Source organism: Collinsella sp. TF09-1AT, from assembly GCF_003436895.1.
GTDB lineage: Bacteria > Actinomycetota > Coriobacteriia > Coriobacteriales > Coriobacteriaceae > Collinsella.
In genome coordinates this window covers 241893-259616 of the sequence record NZ_QSRC01000003.1, presented here as the reverse complement: position 1 = coordinate 259616, position 17724 = coordinate 241893, and the positions used below count along the sequence as shown (strand labels likewise).

Below are 17724 nucleotides of genomic sequence, written 5' to 3'. Positions count from 1 at the left end.
AAGATTACCGCTATCGTTTTTCGCAATCTGAAAATCGGTAGAATCGCAGGTAAAGCTTTCGTAGTCTGAAGTGGTCAATCCACACGAAAGGGGTTTACCACATGGACAAGAAAGCAGTTGTAATCGCCGGGGCCGGCAGCACCCACACTCCCGGCATCATCCAGAGCCTATTGCAGAAGAAAAACGAATTGCCGCTGCGCAAACTCGCCCTGTACGACATCGACGAGAAGCGCATGCATCTCGTCTACGACATCATGAAGCAGTTCATCGAGCAGGAAGCTCCTGACATCGAAGTTGTCGTGACAACCGATCCCGAAAAGGCATTCACCGATGTCGACTTCGTCTTCGCGCAAATCCGCCAGGGTGGCCTTCAGATGCGTCGCCAGGACGAGCGCATCCCTCTCAAGTACGGTTGCGTGGGACAGGAAACCTGCGGCGCCGGCGGTTCGATCTCCTATGGCATCAGGTCCATCCCCGGCGTCTTCGACCTCGTACGCTACGCCAAGAAATACAGTCCAGACGCCTGGATCCTCAACTATTCCAACCCCGCCGCAGTTGTCGCCGAGGCCACACGTCGCGAGTTTGACAACGACCATATCCTTAACATCTGCGATATGCCCACGGCTATCTTGCTCTCGTACTCTAAGATGCTCGGACTTCCCAGCTGGCGCGATATCGACCCCATGTATTTTGGACTCAATCACTTTGGCTGGTTTACCAAAATCTACGACAAGCAGGGACGCGATCGTCTGCCGGAGCTCCGTCAGATGATTCTCGAGCACGGCATGGCCGTGAGCGACAAGCATCACAAGGACAAGGACTGGATGCACACCTGGGGTCAATACGTCAAGATTGTGAAGGACTATCCCGAGTATCTGCCCAACAGCTACCTGCAGTACTACCTGTACTCCAAAGACATGGCAGATGACATGGACCCCAACTGGACGCGCGCCGACAACGTCATCAACGGACGCGAGAAGGAGATGTTTGCCGAGCACGACAAGTACCTGGCAGATCCCGCCAATTACAAGAGCCCCGTACAGAGCTTCACGGTCTTTGGCGACTTTATCGTCGACGCAGCCGCCTCTATCGCCTACAACAAGTGCGAACGTTATCTCGTAATCGTCGAGAATAACGGTGCCATCCCCAATCTGCCCGATGACGCCATGGTCGAGGTCCCCGCCTACCTGCGCTCTTGGGGCCCTGAACCCATCAGCCAGCCTGCTATCCCCACCTTTTACAAGGGGCTTATCGAAGAGCAGAATGCCAGCGAGAAGCTCGCCGTCGACGCATATTACGAGCATTCCTACCAGAAGGCGCTCGAAGCCATCGCGATCAACAAGACCGTCCCTTCGACTACCGTCGCGCGCCAAATCCTCGACGACCTGATCGAAGCGAACGGCGATTATTGGCCGACCCTGTCCTAACTCCCCGCGCATCGAAGGAACATCATGAAAGAAAGCAAGCTCTACAGCGAGTTCCAGAGACTCGGCAAGGTGCTCATGGCGCCGGTCCTCCTCCTGCCCGTTTCCGGCATTTTGGTCGGTCTGGGCTCCGCCCTTTCCAATGCTAACCTCATCTCGCTCTGCCCGCTTTTGGGCACCGAGCCGATGGTGATCTTTAGCACACTCATCAAAGCAGCCGGCAACGTTATCAATGGTAACATCTCGGTTCTCTTTGCAATCTGCATCGCCTACGGTTACGCCAAGGCCGAGAAGGCGACCGCCGCACTCTCAGGCTTCATCGGCTATATGACCATGAACACAATCATGGGTCAGCTGCTTATCCTGCTGGGCACCATCGATCCCGCCAACCTGCAGACCGGTCAGAACGCCATCCTGGGCGTAACCACACTCGACACCGGCGTATTCGGCGGCATCATCATCGGCTTGGTAGTCGCGTGGATCCACAACCGATTCTATAAGGTGCAGCTTCCGCCGGTGCTCGGCATCTTCAACGGCACACGCTGCGTCCCCGCCCTCACCGTCGTTTTCGCGAGCCTGGTGGGCGTTGCACTCGCCTTCGTGTTCCCATTTGTGCAAACCGGCCTAAAGGCCGCCTCGACACTCATCGATTCCACCGGGGTGTTTGGCGCGTTCATCTATGGCTTCTCCGAGCGCATGCTTCTGCCCTTCGGCCTGCATCATTTCATCTACCTGCCGTTTTTCTTCACTTCTCTGGGCGGTAGCATCCAGGTTGACGGCCAGACCGTCGAAGGTGCTGTCAACATCTACAACGCCATGCTCAACACGCCCGGCATGATGTACGACATCGACATCTCAAAATACGTCATGAACGGCAAGGTGCTGTTCGCCATGTGCGGCCTGCCCGCGGCGGCACTCGCCATCTACCACTGTGCCCGTCCCGAGAATAAAAAGAAGGTCGGCTCCCTCATGATCGCCGCCGTTATCCCGGCCGCCATCATGGGCATAACCGAACCGCTCGAGTACTCCTTCCTCTTTGTAGCACCCGTACTCTATGTGGTCCACGCCCTGCTATGCGGCATCGCGTATGTACTCACCTACCTGGTACAGTTCAATGTGCCCGGGCCTTCCGCCTTCGGCGGACCGCTCCTCTCGTGGATCTTCAACGGCATCATGAACGCCGACAAAGGCTCCAACTGGTTCTGGCTTATTCCGCTCGGCATCGCTTACTTCGGGATCTATTACGTGCTGTTCCGCGCCTTTATCAAGAAATTTGACCTCAAAACCCCGGGCCGCGAGGATGATGACACGCAGGCAGCGGATGACACGTCGGCCATCGACTCCAAAGCACCTGTCCAGGTAAGCGAGCTCATCCCACAGATCGTGGAAGCCGTGGGCGGCGCCGATAACATCTCGGGTGTCAACGCCTGCTTCACTCGCCTGAGGCTCAGCCTCAAAGACACCGCCCTAGTCAAGGACGATAGCGTCTTCACCAAAGACCTCGGCGCCAGCGCCATCGTGCACGTTGGCGGCGGTGTTCAGATCGTTTACGGCAATAAAGCTTCTGTCTACAAAGTCGAAATGAGAGAATACTTGGGCATGGAATAAATCCGTCCCATAGCTTCACCACAATGCTCCGGAGATGGCATATCCGCTCCGGGGCATTATTGTTTGGAGTGATTTGAATGTCGATGTATGAGGTCTATTCGAACCTCAGGTCTTGTATCGAAGACGTCGAGAAGGGCGGCAGCCTTGACGCCCACATCGCACTCTACGCCCTTTCCCATCACGACGAGGTCCCAGAGCTCTCAATAGAAGAACTTGCCCGCGCGTGCAATACATCGCCCGCGACCATCTCACGCTTCTGCAGGCGCGTAAACGGCTCGAGCTTTCGATCGTTCAAAGAGCAAGTTGACGACTTCAACGCTTGGCTCCAGCGTGAGACAACCGAGGCAAGGGCTCATAAGCAAATCGATATACCCTGGTATTTCGATATCGTAGAGACCTCTTTGCTTGAAACAAAACGCCTGCTCACTGAGGATCGACTCGAGCAGGCCGTTGACTGGCTTCTCGATGCGCAAAATGTCTACGTATACGGAAGCTCATTCTCCAATCTCGCCGCCCGCTCACTCTGCGAAAAGCTGAGCCGCGTAAACCGACTGTGCTTCTCATTTGGCTCCGTCAAGGGACAGGAGACATCACTCTGTCTGCTCCAACCCGACGATCTAACCATCTTTGTATCGTTCTCAGGAAAGACGAGCTATATCTTCAATCTTTACGTTGAGGCCAAGCGGCGAGGCTGCCGCGTTATTTGGATATCGAGCAACATGGCATTCGATAACAACGGGGCGCGTGAGCTCTTGCTACCCGTGAGCGCGGAGTCACTCAGCGAGTACTCGACCGCCTTGGTTGAGGGCATGAGCCTACAAAGCGCGGTTAACGCTCTATATATCAGCTGTGCAAATCGACTTCGGGCGCAGCGCTAGCCGCAAACACGCTAGAACTGAAAAGAACGCACCTCACCGTCGCAAGGCGTCCGAATACACGATAGGCAGTGCCAAAAGAGAGCAGCGAGCACGTCATGTACTTGCCCATTCGCCCCAAAACAGCACAGGTCGGCGCCCGATTGAAGAATCGGACGCCGACCTGTATTAATCTTGATCGTGTGGTTGAGTCGTTTACTCCATACCCAGCAGCTCGCGCATCTGAGTTGCGTAGTTAGATGCCATGTTGCCGTAGACAATCTGCACGCCGCCGTTGACATGCACGATGCCACGCGCTTCAAGCTTTTCGGTAAACTCAGCGTCATCAACCACCTTGTCACAGTCATTGAGCTGGATGCGCAGACGGGTGAAACAGGCCTCGACAGACTTAATATTGTTGTCGCCGCCCACTGCCTCAACGATGGCGGGAATGAGGTCGCTGATCACGGTCTTGGGAGCCTTTTCGGCCTCGTCGTCGGACTCTTCCTCGCGGCCAGGGGTCTTAAGGTCCTTCTTAAGAATGATGAACTTGAAGACGAAGTAGTACACCACGAAGTAGATGGGGCCAAGGAACAGGATAACCTGCCAGTTGGAGCCCTTGGCTGCACCCATAATGCCGTTAAAGATCAACGACAAGAGCGGGCCACCGAAGGACGCGGAACCAGCCACGTTGAACTGCAGGACATAGGTCAGCGCATAGGCAAGACCAGCCATGAGAGCGTGGAACACGTAGAGGATGGGCGCGATAAACAGGAAGGAGTACTCGAGCGGCTCGGTAATGCCGGAGAGGATGCAAGGCACCACAATGGCAATCATGAGCGCTGCGGTCTTCTTCTTGTTCTTGGGAAGCGCCGTCTTGTAGAAGGCGAGTGCAGCGCCGGGCAGGCCGAACATGGCGAAGATAACCTTGCCGTTCATGACAAAACGGCTGACCTCGATGTTAAACGGCGTGCTGGGAGAGCCTAGGATCGCGTTGTAGATATTGATAGCGCCCTGAACAGTCTGGCCGTCGATGGTCTCGACGCCACCAAGCGACGTGAAGAAGAACGGCAAATAGACAAAGTGATGCAGGCCAAAAGGCAGGAGCATGCGCTCGCCGGCGCCGTAGACAAATGCACCAAAGGCACCCGTAGTCTTGATGAACTCGGACAGCGCGCCGAGAGCGTTCTGAATAAACGGGAAAACAAAGGACATGACCAATGCGAGGATGCTGCATGAGAGCAGCGTCACCGCCGGGATAAAGCGCGTACCGTTGAAGATGGAGAACACGGCAGGCAGCTCAATCTTGTAGTAACGGTTATGCAACCATGCGACGATTGCACCCACCAGAAGACCGCCGATAACACCAGTGTCGAGCGTGGTGATACCGAGAATCGTGCTCTGGCCCGTCGTAAGATTCGCGGGATCGATAACGCCAGTCGCCGTAAGGAACGTGCCCATCACGGAATTCATGCACATGTAGCCCAAAAAGCCACAAAGCGCCGCGGTAGCCTTCTCGGACTTGGCGAAGCCATAGGCGAGACAAATCGAGAAGATAACCGGGATGTTGTTCATAACGATGCCGGCTGCGGCCTTGAGAATCGAAAAGAAAATCGCAAAGCCCGGAGCAGCAAGCCAGGGAACAGCTGCCGTAAGGGTGGGGCTGGTAAAGGCATTGCCAAAGCCCTGGAGGATGCCGGCAATTGGCAGAATCAGCACGGGCGTCATGAGGACTTTGCCCAGGCGCTGGAACTTTGCCAGCAGCTCATCTTTGTTCATGGGATACCCCTCTTAAAGAAACGGGGCGCGCGGCTCTACAATCCACACGCCCCATAACAGTTATCAAGCGATATGGAACTAGTTACTTAAGCTCCGGCCAATAATCCTTGTTCGCCTCGATGAGCTTGTCGAGCACCTTACGAGCCTTCTTAGCATCACCGACCAGACGATTAAGCGTGAGTGCCTGCAAAGCCTTCTCGTAGGAACCCTCCATCCAAGCCTCAACAGTCAGGCGCTCATAGGCGTACTGGTTCTCCATAAGGCCGCGATAGAATGTACCGATTTTGCCAACAGCATAGGGCTGCGGGCCATTGGCGCCCACGCTTGCCGCGACCTCGACCATGGCGTCATCGGGCATCCCCTCGATAATGCCGTTGTTGGGCACGATGACAATGAAGGTCTTGTTGGTGTTGCGATAAATGGCCGAGGTGATTTCCACGATCATATCGCCATGAGCGTCGTTTTGCACAACCGAGGAGTTCTTTGCGGTGCCGACTTTGGCAACACGCTCGCACTCGGCGAACACGCGCTTCTCACGGCCGTTGATAACCTCATCGGAGCGTGTGTAGTCGGGGTCGAGGTGAGCGACCTTGTACTCGGGATACAGATAGTACTGCAGATAAGTGTTGGGCAGATAGTCGGGGAAGTCCTCGAGCATGTCCTTGACCATGGCGTAGGTATCAAGCCAGGACTGGTCACGCTGCTCGGCATCGGCAGGAAGGAAGCCGTTCTTCTCCGTGTACTCCTTAATCTGCGGGACGAGGTCATGACCCTCTTCATCGTAGATGTGCTTGAACCAACCGAAGTGATTGAGGCCAAAGTACACGGGCTCCGTCTTGCTCATATCGCGACCGAGCAGGCGACCGTAAGAGCGCATGAGGTTGACAGGCTGGTCGCAGATGTTGAGGACGCGATGCTCATCGGGCAGAACGCGCTCGAGACCATATGCCACAATAGCAGCCGGGTTGGTGTAGTTGATAATCCACGCCTCCGGGCTATGAGCGCGAACGTCGTTGACGATCTCAACCATGTCATGCATGGAGCGCATACCGTAAGCCATGCCGCCGGGGCCCACCGTTTCCTGGCCGATGATTCCCATATGCAGCGGAATCTTCTCATCCTTGCTGCGCATCTCGTAGCCGCCGGTACGAATCTGGCAGAGCACAAAGTCAACGTCAGTGTATGCCTCGTCCTTATCGGTGGTGTAACCAAACTCCACACCGGGCTCCTCCTCGGCGAAGAGGATCTTACCAAACTCGCCGATCGGACGCTGGCGCTCGGCATCGATGTCATAGAGCATCACGCGGTTCAGCGGCAGAATGTCCATGTGCTTGGTCAGGGCTTTAAGAATGCCAGGGCACCACGTGGAGCCGCCGCCAACGATCACAATATTGAGCTTATCCTTCATGTTCCGTCCCTCCAGGGTTGGCTGATCGGTGTTCTCGAAGACCTTGGGCTCCGCGGTTGTCCTCGGCTTGCTTCGTTTCGATTGATATTTTGCGACTTGAGCTCATTTGCAAGCCCCTGCGCAGGTCAATGCGAAACGGGGACACATGATTTCGTTCACGACACAGATATGTGTAGGCCGACACGTACGTTTGCCCAGCTCATGGGTAATAGGCAATCTTGACCGATTACCGATTTCTCACCTGGCAACACAAAGCGGTACCATATATACGACGAGGTGCGAGGGGCTGAAACATCTTATGAAAGATCAAGAATCTTTTTATGATCATGTGCGAGCTGGCGAGAGCAAGCTCAACGATCTCGAAAGCAAGATCATGCGCTACATCATCGAGCTGCGTGACGATATTGACGATGTCACGCTTAAGAGCGTTGCTGAACGGTTCTTTGTCGCTCCCAACACGATCGTAAGGCTTGCCCATAAGCTTGGCTTCTCGGGGTTTACGGAGCTCAAACAATCGTATTCCGCCTCGCTCGACCGCAATCGATTCACTATCGAGACACTTCCGCTCGACACCCAGCTCGTACAAACCAAAGACCTGCTTAACGACCGGGTCATCGACTCGGTCGTGAGCCTTATCCAGGACGCCTCGCATATCGTGTTCTTCTGCTCGGGCTTTTCGAAATACCCGTGCCTCGAGATGGCTGAAAAGCTCAAAATAATGGGCAAGAATACCGATACGCTCAGTGAACGCCACGTCATGAGGCACTACGCAGAACTGCTTGGCAAAAACGACCTGGTCTTCAGCGTTTCCGTAAGCGGCGAGACGCAGGTGTCTATTGACGCTACATCGATAGCCAAAACGCGCGGATGCAAGGTCGTCACACTCACCGGCTTTTCTCGAAATTCTCTCTCGAAACTAGCCGACTACCCTATCTACACCGTGCAAAAAGAAATCCGCTTGGGCAGCATGGACCTCGACAGTCGATTAATGTTCTATTACGTTTTCGAATTGATATTTGAGCGCTATTTCAAACTGGCCAGGAAATAAAACTTGGCATGCGCCCGGCTTCGGCTCTTTAGCAGCCTCCTATATGAAAGGTATCGTTCTATGCAACACGTACTGTTTATCTGTCATGGGAATATCTGCAGATTCAGAAAAATGCCTAGCTAGTTAGGATCCCGGCGAACCATATCGCGTACCTTACGACGTTTTTACGACTTTGAGCCCCAATGCGATATTGCCGTGATGGAGAAAAGCAACTCCTTTCGCCTTTCCCCAGTAGCTGAAGAACGGAGAATCGAGCATAAGCATTCCTTTCCGGTCGTCTCAAACCTCTGCAATTTGGAGGGTAAATCGCGAAAGCTAATATCTCAAACACCAGAAAAATCAAGTCGATGACCTCGCTCAACATTCACGACGACCACCATCGCATGCTAGTTACAAGAAGCGGATGCACTAGTATTCTTTCAATCGACTTGCAAACCCCTTCAAGCGTCCAACGCAATGGCGTGCTTTCAGACGCAACGCCTCCTTGCGTCCGCATTATTGCTTTGTTAGACTCTACGGAAGAATTCAGCGCAGGCCCATATGCCAAGCCAGCGCCCCGGAAAGGAAAAGGATTCGTGAAGCTGTAGACGATACATATCGACGCCAATTTGCAAATTGCCATCTATCCAAGAATAAATCTGGCTGCACATTTGTCGTATCGTCTTTTCACTGATCCTCGTATATCCTAAACACTACCTTTGCGAGCATTGCCGTCGACTCATTTTCTTTCAGCTTGACTCGAGTCGACGGGCGTTCACGTTGGTCGGAACGAGCCAATCAGAGCATATGCGGCAAAACGCGGCCTCCCATGCCGAGGAGGCACAATGTCAAGAACCAATTTGAACAGCTCCACCACCCTCGTTCTTTCCCATATTACTTATGCATATCCTGGCAGCGCAATGCCCGCACTCGACAACGTGTCGGCGACATTTGCCCCCGGCTGGCACGGCATCGTCGGAGACAACGGGTGCGGGAAATCAACTTTCGTCCGCATTGCGTGCGGACTTCTGATTCCAGATCGCGGCGTCGTTTCACCGCGTCTCGTCTCCGCATATTGCGCGCAAGAAGCCGGAGTCGAACCGCCCATGCTCTTCGATTTTGCGTGCGACTTCGCCCCGGCGACCACGCACCTCAGAAGGATGCTCCGCATCACCGATGATATGCTCTGGCGTTTTTCCGAGCTCTCCGGTGGCGAGCAGAAGAAAATTCAAATAGCCGTCGCGCTTTGGCAGAATCCCGATCTTCTGGCAATGGATGAACCGACTAACCATGTGGACGCAGAATGCAGAAGGCAGATTTGCAAAGCACTCGCCGAGTACAAGGGTATTGGCCTCCTCGTCTCGCACGACCGTGCGTTGCTCGACTCCTTGGCAAAGGACTGCCTGTGCTTTGAGTCGGGGCACGTCACCATGCGCCCCGGCAACTACTCCCAAGCTCGCTCGCAGGCGAATCTGGAGCGCGAAAGCGCGGCGCGGGCCAAATCGATTGCGCGATCCGAAGAAAAGCGCATGAGGGCTGAGTATATCAGGCGCGTTGAAAACGCCTCACGGTCCGCATCCAAGAGAAGCGCCCGTCATGTCGATCCGAAGGATCACGACGCGAAAGCACGAATCAAACTCGCCATTCTCACTGGCAGAGACGGCGTTGCGGGCAAGCTCGCTTCGCGCATGGACTCCCGAATCCAGCGCGCGCAAGCCGCCGTCGACGCCCACCATGTCGAAAAGCGCTACGAAAGCACCTTGTGGATGGAAGCGCAACCCAGCCCGCGCAAAACACTGATTCACGTCAGCTCAGATTGCATACCGTGCGGCCCGAGGCAATCTTTGCGGGTTCCCGAGATTTATCTGGGAAATACCGATCATCTGGGCATAAGCGGCCCCAACGGAGCGGGGAAAACAACACTGGTCAAGCATATCCTGGAGATATTGGAAGGCCGCAAGGCCACGGGATTGGACATTCGCACGCTGTATATCCCTCAGGAAGTCGACGATTCATCCTCAATTGAATTCCTCTCGGAAATCAAGGACCTGCCCCAAGCCGAACGTGGAGCCCTGCTTTCGATCGTTGCGCAACTCAATTCGGATCCCGAACGAATATTGTCCGGCGAGAACATCAGCCCGGGGGAGCTGCGGAAGCTCATGCTCGCCCGCGGTATACTAGATGCCCCCGAAATCATCGTCATGGACGAACCCACGAATCACCTGGACCTGCACTCGGTGGAGGCACTCGAGCGAGCGCTTTCCGCCTTTCCCGGCGCGCTTGTTTTGGTGAGCCATGACGAGCAGTTCCTCTCGGCCTCATGCCCCCTCCGCTTGGATTTGGCCCCAGAAGAGGAGCACACTATTGGTCAGCCCCTCCTCTAGCGCTCAGGCATGTCTTCTGCAAGCCGCCTTCTTCTGATATCCCCTCCCCCGTTTTGCAAGCAACTCAGCGCAAATGGCCCATCCCCTCAGCCTGAAGGCTCAGCGACACCAACGATACCGACGATTCAATATCTGGATGTCCATATTTGCCCCATCTGGGTGATTATTAAATTGTGTTTGTTCCGTGATTGAATACTTTGTCATCATTACGCCCCACTTCTTCTCATCAGAGGACGTCGAGAACGACAGGTCCTTGCGAAATAATCCCAGCTCAGAAGCTTATGGCATGATGTGCTCACCGAGTGCTCGATGACGATTGACGAATCGTCGGTAATATCCAATTTTAGGAAAGAGGTGTGTATGACCCGACCGAAGATCATGCGCGGACCGTTTGAATGCGGCTCCATCTCAACAACCAGTACGGCAATGTCGTCTATAAAGGAGTCTTCGGCGAGCATGCCGACTTGTTCTGAACGAGCTGTTCGACATGCCCTGAAGGCCGAAGAGATGTTCTCTCGCGTCATGTATCGCCAGATTCTTTGTGCCCACACGAAGCTCCATGGGGCAATGTTTGGGGACGATGATCTTCATGCCGCAACAAGAAATGTCGAGGAGATCTTGCGCAACGTCCTGCGCCTCTATCTCGATGTCCACGGCGAGCCGCAACGCGGAGTCAGCAAATAATTGGATTGAGAGGAGTTCGAGTATGAGGAAATTGAATCAGTTTATGAAGTTCGATTGGGAAGCTTTTGCGAAAGGCAAGCGTTTCCTTTGTGTCGGAGGTGGTAAATGGGTTGATTAAAACACCAAAGAGCATCGCGGCACCAAGATCGACGTGGTGATCACAACCGATAACACGCAGTATCACCAAAACGAAGGCGAGGTGGTCAGCAATCGTTTCGAGAAGCTTTCCATCAAGGTTTCGAACGATATCGAGATTCCCGTCAATCAGCACGTCATTCCCACCGGCGTGGTCGCAAAGGTTTACGGTGATTATCGCAACCAGTTGTCCATCACGGCGGACGGCATTACCGTCATCCCCGCGAAGGGCTAGGTGATTGTGGTGCGTTACTCCAGTGGCGCACCGGCGATCGTGTATTCGACCCCCAGCGCAAAGCTTTGTGTGCTGGGGGTCGCTTTATTTGCGGTCGCCGCGTGCGTTTATTGCATCGGGCTATTCGTGAACACCATTCTTGCGCCCATCACCATAGAGTCCAGTACGGTGGTGGCGTTTGGCGGCAACCTTACCTCCGCAGCGGCCACTCTTAGCCTCGCTGGGACCATGTTGTTTGCGGGAGGGATCACACATTACGTCATGCTATCTGAATCAACACGGTTGCATGCACGCATTAGGAAGGGGCTCTTTGATCCACGTTACGGGAATCCTCTACACCTGCGAGAAGGCGAGCTTCTTCCCGACATCTCTTGCAAAGAGACGGCTCCTGGACAGTTCGAGCTCGCCATCTCAACCTCATCCTCAACGGCAGAAGAAATATCGAAGATGGGACCTAGCATTAGCTCCCGACTTCGCGGAAGGTTCTCCCGCTACGCCGTCGTACTTGCCGAAGCAGACGTCGCATGCAATCAAGTGACCTTCTTTCTTGAAGATGTGACGTTGCATCGAGAGATCAAGGCATCGCGTGTCGAGGATTTGTGCCCGGCGAACGCCTACGAATTCCGCGTTCAAAACGGCACGAGCATCGACCTCCGCACCTCCGGTTCCATGCTCATCGCTGGAAAGACCACGGGCGTGATCGCCCTCTTGCTCCAAGCCCTGTTGGCTGGTCCTGACGGACACGGATCGCAAGTCCTCATCATAGACCCCAAGCAGGCCGAGCTCTCCCGACTTCCTCGCGTGGTTTCACTGAATGCTGACGGGGACGCTCGCGCAATCCTGTCTGCGTTATCACGGTTCGCCGACAGCATCAAAGAGCGACAGAGCTTCCTCAACGACAGGTCGACAGAGACGGGAGACGCCGTGCACTGGTGGGATGCGGGGCTTCACGTTTCGCTTCTCTTCATGGATGAGTACGTGGCACTCCGCACGCTGTTTCCCAAGCGCGTGAGCAAGGAGGACCCCGATTACTGCCTCGCGACGTTTGATGGGCTGGTGAAGCGCATCGTAACGATGGGGGCGAGCGCGGGCTGCTACGCCATCATCTCGATCGCCGAGGCGTCTGTTGAGGAGGGGGGCTTGCCGTCGATGCTGCGCTCGGCGTGCAGCACCCGCGTCCTCTTCAAGCCGACGCTTCCCGAGGCGCGGCTCATATGGGGCGCGGAACGCCTGCTCGACCTCGGTGCACCTCGCACCTTCTCCCCGGGCGACGCTTGGTTCAGCAGTACGGACGGGGCGCACGACCGCATCGGCTTTGTGCATTTTCCGATCATGGACTTCCCCGTGTACCGCGAGCTTGGGCGGCTCCTTGACCTGCACTTCAGAGAATAACCACCGCGGGGTCCGCTTCGCGCAGCAAAAGCGGACCCCGTCGATTGTTCCATTACTTGAAATTCTGCTCATTTATGCGCCTTGGGGGGCTTGTTATCCCAAGGCGCACCCTCGGGCGCGTTCCAAAATCGTCCCGAAATAGCTCATTTACGAGAAAGGACTCGGAACCATGACCAATTCTCTGCCCATGAAGACCCGCGCGATGATGTACGAGCAGCAGCTCGATCACCTGCCCCGTCTTGTGGACGAAATGTACCGAAGAATCGAAACACTCGCCCCGGAGCGCTACGGGCATCGTGCACGACAGCGACACGACGGACGCGGGACGTCCGGTAGCCGCGCATCTTCACGTGATGATGGAGTTCCAGAATCCGCGCTCGCTCAATAGCATCGCGAAGCTCCTTGGAGATAAACCTGAGCGCATCGAGGCTTGGAAGGCAGGTGTGGAAAACGGTTTTTCCTACCTGTGCCACAGAACGGATGGCGCACGATCCAAGCATCAGTACGACCCCAAAATCGTGCGCTCCAATTTCGATTACCCAGCGCTACTTGCTTCTATTGAGTCGCGCGTTGCTCGAACGAGGTCCCATAGCAGCGTCAAAGTCCTTCTCGATGACCTTCTCGAAGGTCGTATCGACAAGGAGTCCTTGATCTCTCAGCTCTCCGGATCCGAATATGCCCGGACATAGCGTCAGATCGAAGACGTTTATGCACGCCGCCTTCAGGTTCAGGCCCGGAAATGGCGGGGGTTGATGCTCAAGGGCGAAAGAAGGGTGGAATCAGTTTGGATCTTCGGGCCTGCTGGAACGGGGAAGTCCACCCTCGCAAAGCTCTATGCGAAGCGGAAGGGCGAACCGTTCTTCGTCTCTGGATCTACGAGAGACATCTTTCAGGGGTATGAGGGCAAGCACACGGTGATTCTTGACGAACTTCGTCCCTCATCCATCCCCTACGCCGACCTGCTTCGCATCACGGATCCCTATGCGATGGAGCATGAGGTGATGGCACCGTCCCGATATTCCGACAAAGCGATAGCCGCCGATCTCGTAATCGTCACGACGCCCTACAGCCCTTTGGAATTCTATGGAGAACAGATGCGCCGATCCGCGACTTATCGTCCGCAAAACGATGTCGACGGATTTGGTCAACTTGAGAGGCGCCTCTCCGTCGTTGCGGAGATGCAGACGAGGGAGATCTGTCTCTCTGAGTTTAGGCACGATCTCGACGGATACTGGCCGGTCGAAGGTTCCTCTCGTACAAACCCATATTCGAGTTATGCGCGAGGACTCGCCCCCTCGTCCTGCGCCAACGCTCTTTATAAAGAGCTTCTCGACACCGTTTCGCACTTGACAGCTTAACCAATCGGGCCCCGTGCGATAATCTTGAAATATCGCATCGGGGCTCTTTTCTGAACAGGAAGGAGCCTGCTAGTGACTGTGAGAAAAGACAGCAAAGGGCGAATCCTCAGACGCGGGGAAAGCCAGAGAAAAAACGGCCGTTACTGCTTCAAGTATGTGGATGCAAGAGGTAAAACGCGGAGCGTCTACTCGTGGACCTTGACAACTCATGATCTAACTCCGAAGGGGAAGAAAGCCAGTCCGTGCTTGCGCGCGTTGGAGCATGAGATCCAGCGCGATCTGCTTGATAAGGTCGCGCCGAACAATATGACAGTCTACGAACTCGCATCTCGTTACACTGAAACAAAGACTGCCGTGAAACAATCCACTCGAGCCGCCTACAAGACAATCCTCAATTTTCTTGCTACAGATGAATTCGGCTCGCGACGAATATGCGGTGTCACCTCCCTTGATGCCAAGGAATGGCTCATCAACCTGCAAAAAATCCACGGCAAGCGCTATAGCACAATCCATAGCATCCGTGGTGTTCTGAGACCGGCGTTTCAACTGGCAGAGGAGAACAGCCTGATTCGCCGAAATCCCTTCTATTTCGAGCTCGCAACGATACTGACAAACGACATGGTTACACGCAAGGCCTTGGCCACTAACCAAGAACGCAGATTTCTTGCTTTCGTGGAGGGCGATGAACACTTTCACCGCTATCGTGACGCCATCTACATCCTTCTAAATACGGGCCTGCGCATTTCTGAATTCTGCGGTCTTACCGTCGAAGACCTTGATTTCAAAAACGGAAGCATTCGGGTAAACAAGCAACTTCAGCGGACCAGCAACATGCGATACTACATCGAACGTCCCAAGACGGAGAGCGGGATCCGCTATGTTCCCATAACTCAAGCCGTGACAGAGTGTTTCAGGAGTATCCTTGCGCAACGTCTAAAGCCTTCGAGTGAGCCGGTCGTTGACGGTGTTAGCGGTTTTCTGTTTCTTGATAAAAACGAGATGCCGCGTGTTGCCCTGCACTGGGAGAAGTACTTCCACCACGCGATAGAGAAACATAATCGCATCTACAAGGATGAGCTTCCCAAAATCACACCACATGTCTGCCGACATACCTTCTGCTCGAAGATGGCACGCAGGGGAATGAACCCTGCGAAGCTAAAATGCATCATGGGCCACTCCGACATCAACGTGACTTTTAACACATACACCCATCTTGATTTCGACGACGTCAGAGAGGATATGCTGAAAATTGGATGCAAAGGACGGTCAACATTGTGACAACAAGTCGTAAACCCTCGTTCTTTACGACAATTCTTACGACGCTGGAAAGAAGAATAATCCGCTCATTTATGAATCAATTTGATATTCTGTCCTTGACGAGGAATCAAAAAGCAGTGCGATTATCTGCGAAAACTCTGATATTCGAGAGGTTTTAGCCAATGCGCAAAATCCTATTTGTCTGTCATGGGAACATCTGTCGCTCGACGATGGCTGAGTCGGTGCTTACCGAGCTCGTGCGCCGCGCTGGGCGCGAGGCGGAGTTTGTCATCGATTCCGCAGCGACCTCAACCGAGGAGATCGGCAACCCGCCGCATCATGGCACGGTCGCCAAGCTGCGCGAAGTCGGGATTCCCGTCGTTGCCCACCGCGCGCGTCAGGTGCGCCGCGCGGAGTATGGCGACTGGGATCACATTGTCTATATGGATGCTGAGAACGCGCGCGGCCTGCGTCGCATCTTTGGCGACGACCCCGACGACAAGATTACGCGCTTGCTCGATTGGACCGAGCGCCCCGGCGACGTGGCCGATCCCTGGTACACCGGCAACTTCGATGCCACCTACCGCGACGTGCTCGACGGTTGCACTGCTATGCTCGAACAACTGTAGGCTCGCGAGCACACGAACCGCACCATCGACATGCAGCGAGCGAGGATTTTCTCCCGCATATAAATCGAGCGTGGACTTTCTCCCACTTTGAGCGTTCAAGTGCGCTCTAAACGGGAGAAAATCCACGCTCATTATCTCGGCGGGAGAAAATCCACGCTCGATTACTCGTCGACGATCTCGGCGAGCCAGACGTTGAGGGTGTCGACCTCGGGGCAGCAGAACTTTGCCGTACCAGGCTCGTTGCCAGGCACGGTTCCGCCATAGCGCAGGATATCAATATAGGGAAAGCCCACATGGCAGGCCATGGCGCACATCTTGCCGCGGTCTCGGTCAAAGTCAAAGACGTCGCCCGGCTTGTGACCATGGTGGCAGCGGCACGCACCCAGCTGGTCCACGCAGCTCACGCGGATACGCGGACGCTTGCCACGCGGCGCGCCGAGCGGCTTGTTCTCGCCCGCAGGCTTGACGCCGTCCTCGCCAGCGTTACTCATGGTCGATCACGTCCAAGCAGGCCTCGATGGGCAGGCCGGCCGACTTGTCCTCTTGGTCGGCATTGCGCTCGATAAGCTCAGCCACCACACGCATGGCATCGGACGTCGCGCGCTGCAGACTCCAGCCTGCCATAACGCGGCCGACGAGCACCGCCGAGAACGTGTCGCCCGTGCCCGGGAAATAGACCGGAATGAGCTCAAAGGGAATCGTGAAGTACTCCCCCGCCACATGGTCGTAACCGATAACCGCGTTCGTGCCATTGACCACGGCGCTCGTAATGACCACCGACTTGGCACCCAGCTCGCGCACGGCGTCCACAAGGGTGCGGCCCTCATCCGGCGTGATTTGCTCGGCAATGGGCGTATCGGTGAGCAGACAGGCCTCGGTGTAGTTGGGCACCGCGTAGTCGGCGCACTCAAGCAGGTGCCGCATAAGGCCAATCGTGGACTCGGGCACACCGGCATAGAGCTTGCCGTTGTCGCCCATGATGGGGTCGACGAATACCTTGGTGCCCTTTTGCGCGCGGCGGTGGCAAAAGTCCGAGATGATACGCGTCTCTTCCTCGGTCACGATAAAGCCGGTCGAGATGGCGTCGAACTCAAAGCCGAGCTCCTCCCAGATAGCGAGGCTTTGGCGCACGTACTCGGTGGTGTCGTGGATGTAGAACTTGGGGTAGTTGAGCGTGTCGGAAACGAGCGCCGTCGGCAGGTTATGGATACGGTAGCCCATGTGCGACAGTACCGGCAGCATGGCGGAAAGCGCGACCTTGCCGTAGCCGCACATATCGTTAATCAGCAGCAGCTGAGTATTCTTCATGAGGGTCTCCCTTGTTTCGGGTGCGGCGCAGCAGCGCCACAGTGCGACTAAGTGTAGCGCAGGGAACGCTACGGACGAAAGCTTGCGCCGTGGAGGACAGTTTGTTGCGGAAAGGTTTCGGAAACGAGGGGCTAGCCTGCTTCATTGCGGCCCATTCGCCGCCACTCATTCAGTGCCATTTCAAAACTACACCGGATTACGGGGCTGAACCTGAATGAGTCAACCACACCCTCTATTTTCAA

16 protein-coding genes are annotated in these 17724 nt (G+C 55.2%); 12 read left to right on the top strand and 4 right to left on the bottom strand.

Annotated elements, in window-relative coordinates:
* Positions 1-101 precede the first annotated feature (101 nt).
* From DXC90_RS04295 to DXC90_RS04285, 3 genes are all read left to right on the top strand, one after another.
* A complete protein-coding gene (locus DXC90_RS04295; RefSeq protein ID WP_117734904.1) occupies positions 102-1427 on the top strand; it encodes a 6-phospho-alpha-glucosidase in 1326 nt (441 codons plus the stop codon).
* A 24-nt stretch (positions 1428-1451) separates the two neighbouring features.
* The gene (locus DXC90_RS04290) at positions 1452-3032 is read left to right on the top strand and encodes a PTS transporter subunit EIIC (RefSeq protein WP_117734903.1); all 1581 of its coding nucleotides are present in this window, start codon (positions 1452-1454) and stop codon (positions 3030-3032) included.
* A 77-nt stretch (positions 3033-3109) separates the two neighbouring features.
* A complete protein-coding gene (locus DXC90_RS04285; protein ID WP_117734902.1) occupies positions 3110-3910 on the top strand; it encodes a MurR/RpiR family transcriptional regulator in 801 nt (266 codons plus the stop codon).
* Between the two features lie 192 nt (positions 3911-4102).
* Here the strand turns inward: DXC90_RS04285 and DXC90_RS04280 are convergent, their stop codons facing one another.
* Positions 4103-5665 (bottom strand): PTS transporter subunit EIIC, encoded by a 1563-nt coding sequence (locus DXC90_RS04280; protein WP_117734901.1) that lies wholly within the window; start codon positions 5663-5665, stop codon positions 4103-4105.
* 82 nt (positions 5666-5747) lie between these two features.
* Complete coding sequence (locus DXC90_RS04275) at positions 5748-7073, bottom strand: 6-phospho-alpha-glucosidase (protein WP_089573127.1); 1326 nt, start codon at positions 7071-7073, stop codon at positions 5748-5750.
* 298 nt (positions 7074-7371) lie between these two features.
* Here DXC90_RS04275 and DXC90_RS04270 point away from each other — a divergent pair, with 298 nt between their 5' ends.
* The 9 genes from DXC90_RS04270 (at position 7372) to DXC90_RS04230 (ending at position 16174) form a co-directional block, all read left to right on the top strand.
* Positions 7372-8121: a MurR/RpiR family transcriptional regulator gene (locus DXC90_RS04270; protein WP_158550216.1), complete on the top strand. Its 750-nt coding sequence runs from the start codon at positions 7372-7374 to the stop codon at positions 8119-8121.
* 824 nt (positions 8122-8945) lie between these two features.
* Positions 8946-10484 carry an ATP-binding cassette domain-containing protein gene (locus DXC90_RS04265; protein WP_117734899.1) on the top strand — a complete coding sequence of 513 codons (1539 nt, stop codon included), beginning with the start codon at positions 8946-8948 and terminating at the stop codon, positions 10482-10484.
* A gap of 360 nt (positions 10485-10844) precedes the next feature.
* Entirely contained in the window at positions 10845-11168 is a 324-nt protein-coding gene (locus DXC90_RS04260; RefSeq protein WP_117734898.1) for a hypothetical protein, read from the top strand.
* A 154-nt stretch (positions 11169-11322) separates the two neighbouring features.
* Positions 11323-11538 (top strand): hypothetical protein, encoded by a 216-nt coding sequence (locus tag DXC90_RS04255; protein ID WP_117743463.1) that lies wholly within the window; start codon positions 11323-11325, stop codon positions 11536-11538.
* Positions 11539-11985: 447 nt separating this feature from the next.
* Positions 11986-12930 (top strand): hypothetical protein, encoded by a 945-nt coding sequence (locus tag DXC90_RS04250; RefSeq protein ID WP_147326604.1) that lies wholly within the window; start codon positions 11986-11988, stop codon positions 12928-12930.
* A 239-nt stretch (positions 12931-13169) separates the two neighbouring features.
* Positions 13170-13619, top strand: a complete 450-nt coding sequence (locus tag DXC90_RS04245) for a Rep family protein (RefSeq protein ID WP_255413363.1) — start codon at positions 13170-13172, stop codon at positions 13617-13619.
* A gap of 63 nt (positions 13620-13682) precedes the next feature.
* On the top strand, positions 13683-14288 hold the full coding sequence (locus tag DXC90_RS04240; protein WP_117734894.1) for a hypothetical protein: 606 nt from the start codon (positions 13683-13685) through the stop codon (positions 14286-14288).
* Between the two features lie 72 nt (positions 14289-14360).
* Positions 14361-15566, top strand: coding sequence for a site-specific integrase (locus tag DXC90_RS04235; RefSeq protein ID WP_199406611.1), 1206 nt, complete (start codon positions 14361-14363; stop codon positions 15564-15566).
* A 161-nt stretch (positions 15567-15727) separates the two neighbouring features.
* Positions 15728-16174 (top strand): low molecular weight protein-tyrosine-phosphatase, encoded by a 447-nt coding sequence (locus DXC90_RS04230; protein WP_117734892.1) that lies wholly within the window; start codon positions 15728-15730, stop codon positions 16172-16174.
* A gap of 161 nt (positions 16175-16335) precedes the next feature.
* Here DXC90_RS04230 and DXC90_RS04225 read toward each other — a convergent pair whose 3' ends face one another.
* Together DXC90_RS04225 and DXC90_RS04220 are read right to left on the bottom strand one after the other, a co-directional pair.
* Entirely contained in the window at positions 16336-16665 is a 330-nt protein-coding gene (locus DXC90_RS04225; RefSeq protein WP_199406610.1) for a TIGR04076 family protein, read from the bottom strand.
* Positions 16658-17482 carry a PfkB family carbohydrate kinase gene (locus tag DXC90_RS04220; RefSeq protein WP_117734891.1) on the bottom strand — a complete coding sequence of 275 codons (825 nt, stop codon included), beginning with the start codon at positions 17480-17482 and terminating at the stop codon, positions 16658-16660. The genes DXC90_RS04225 and DXC90_RS04220 overlap by 8 nt, the downstream gene beginning before the upstream one ends.
* Positions 17483-17724 lie beyond the last annotated feature (242 nt).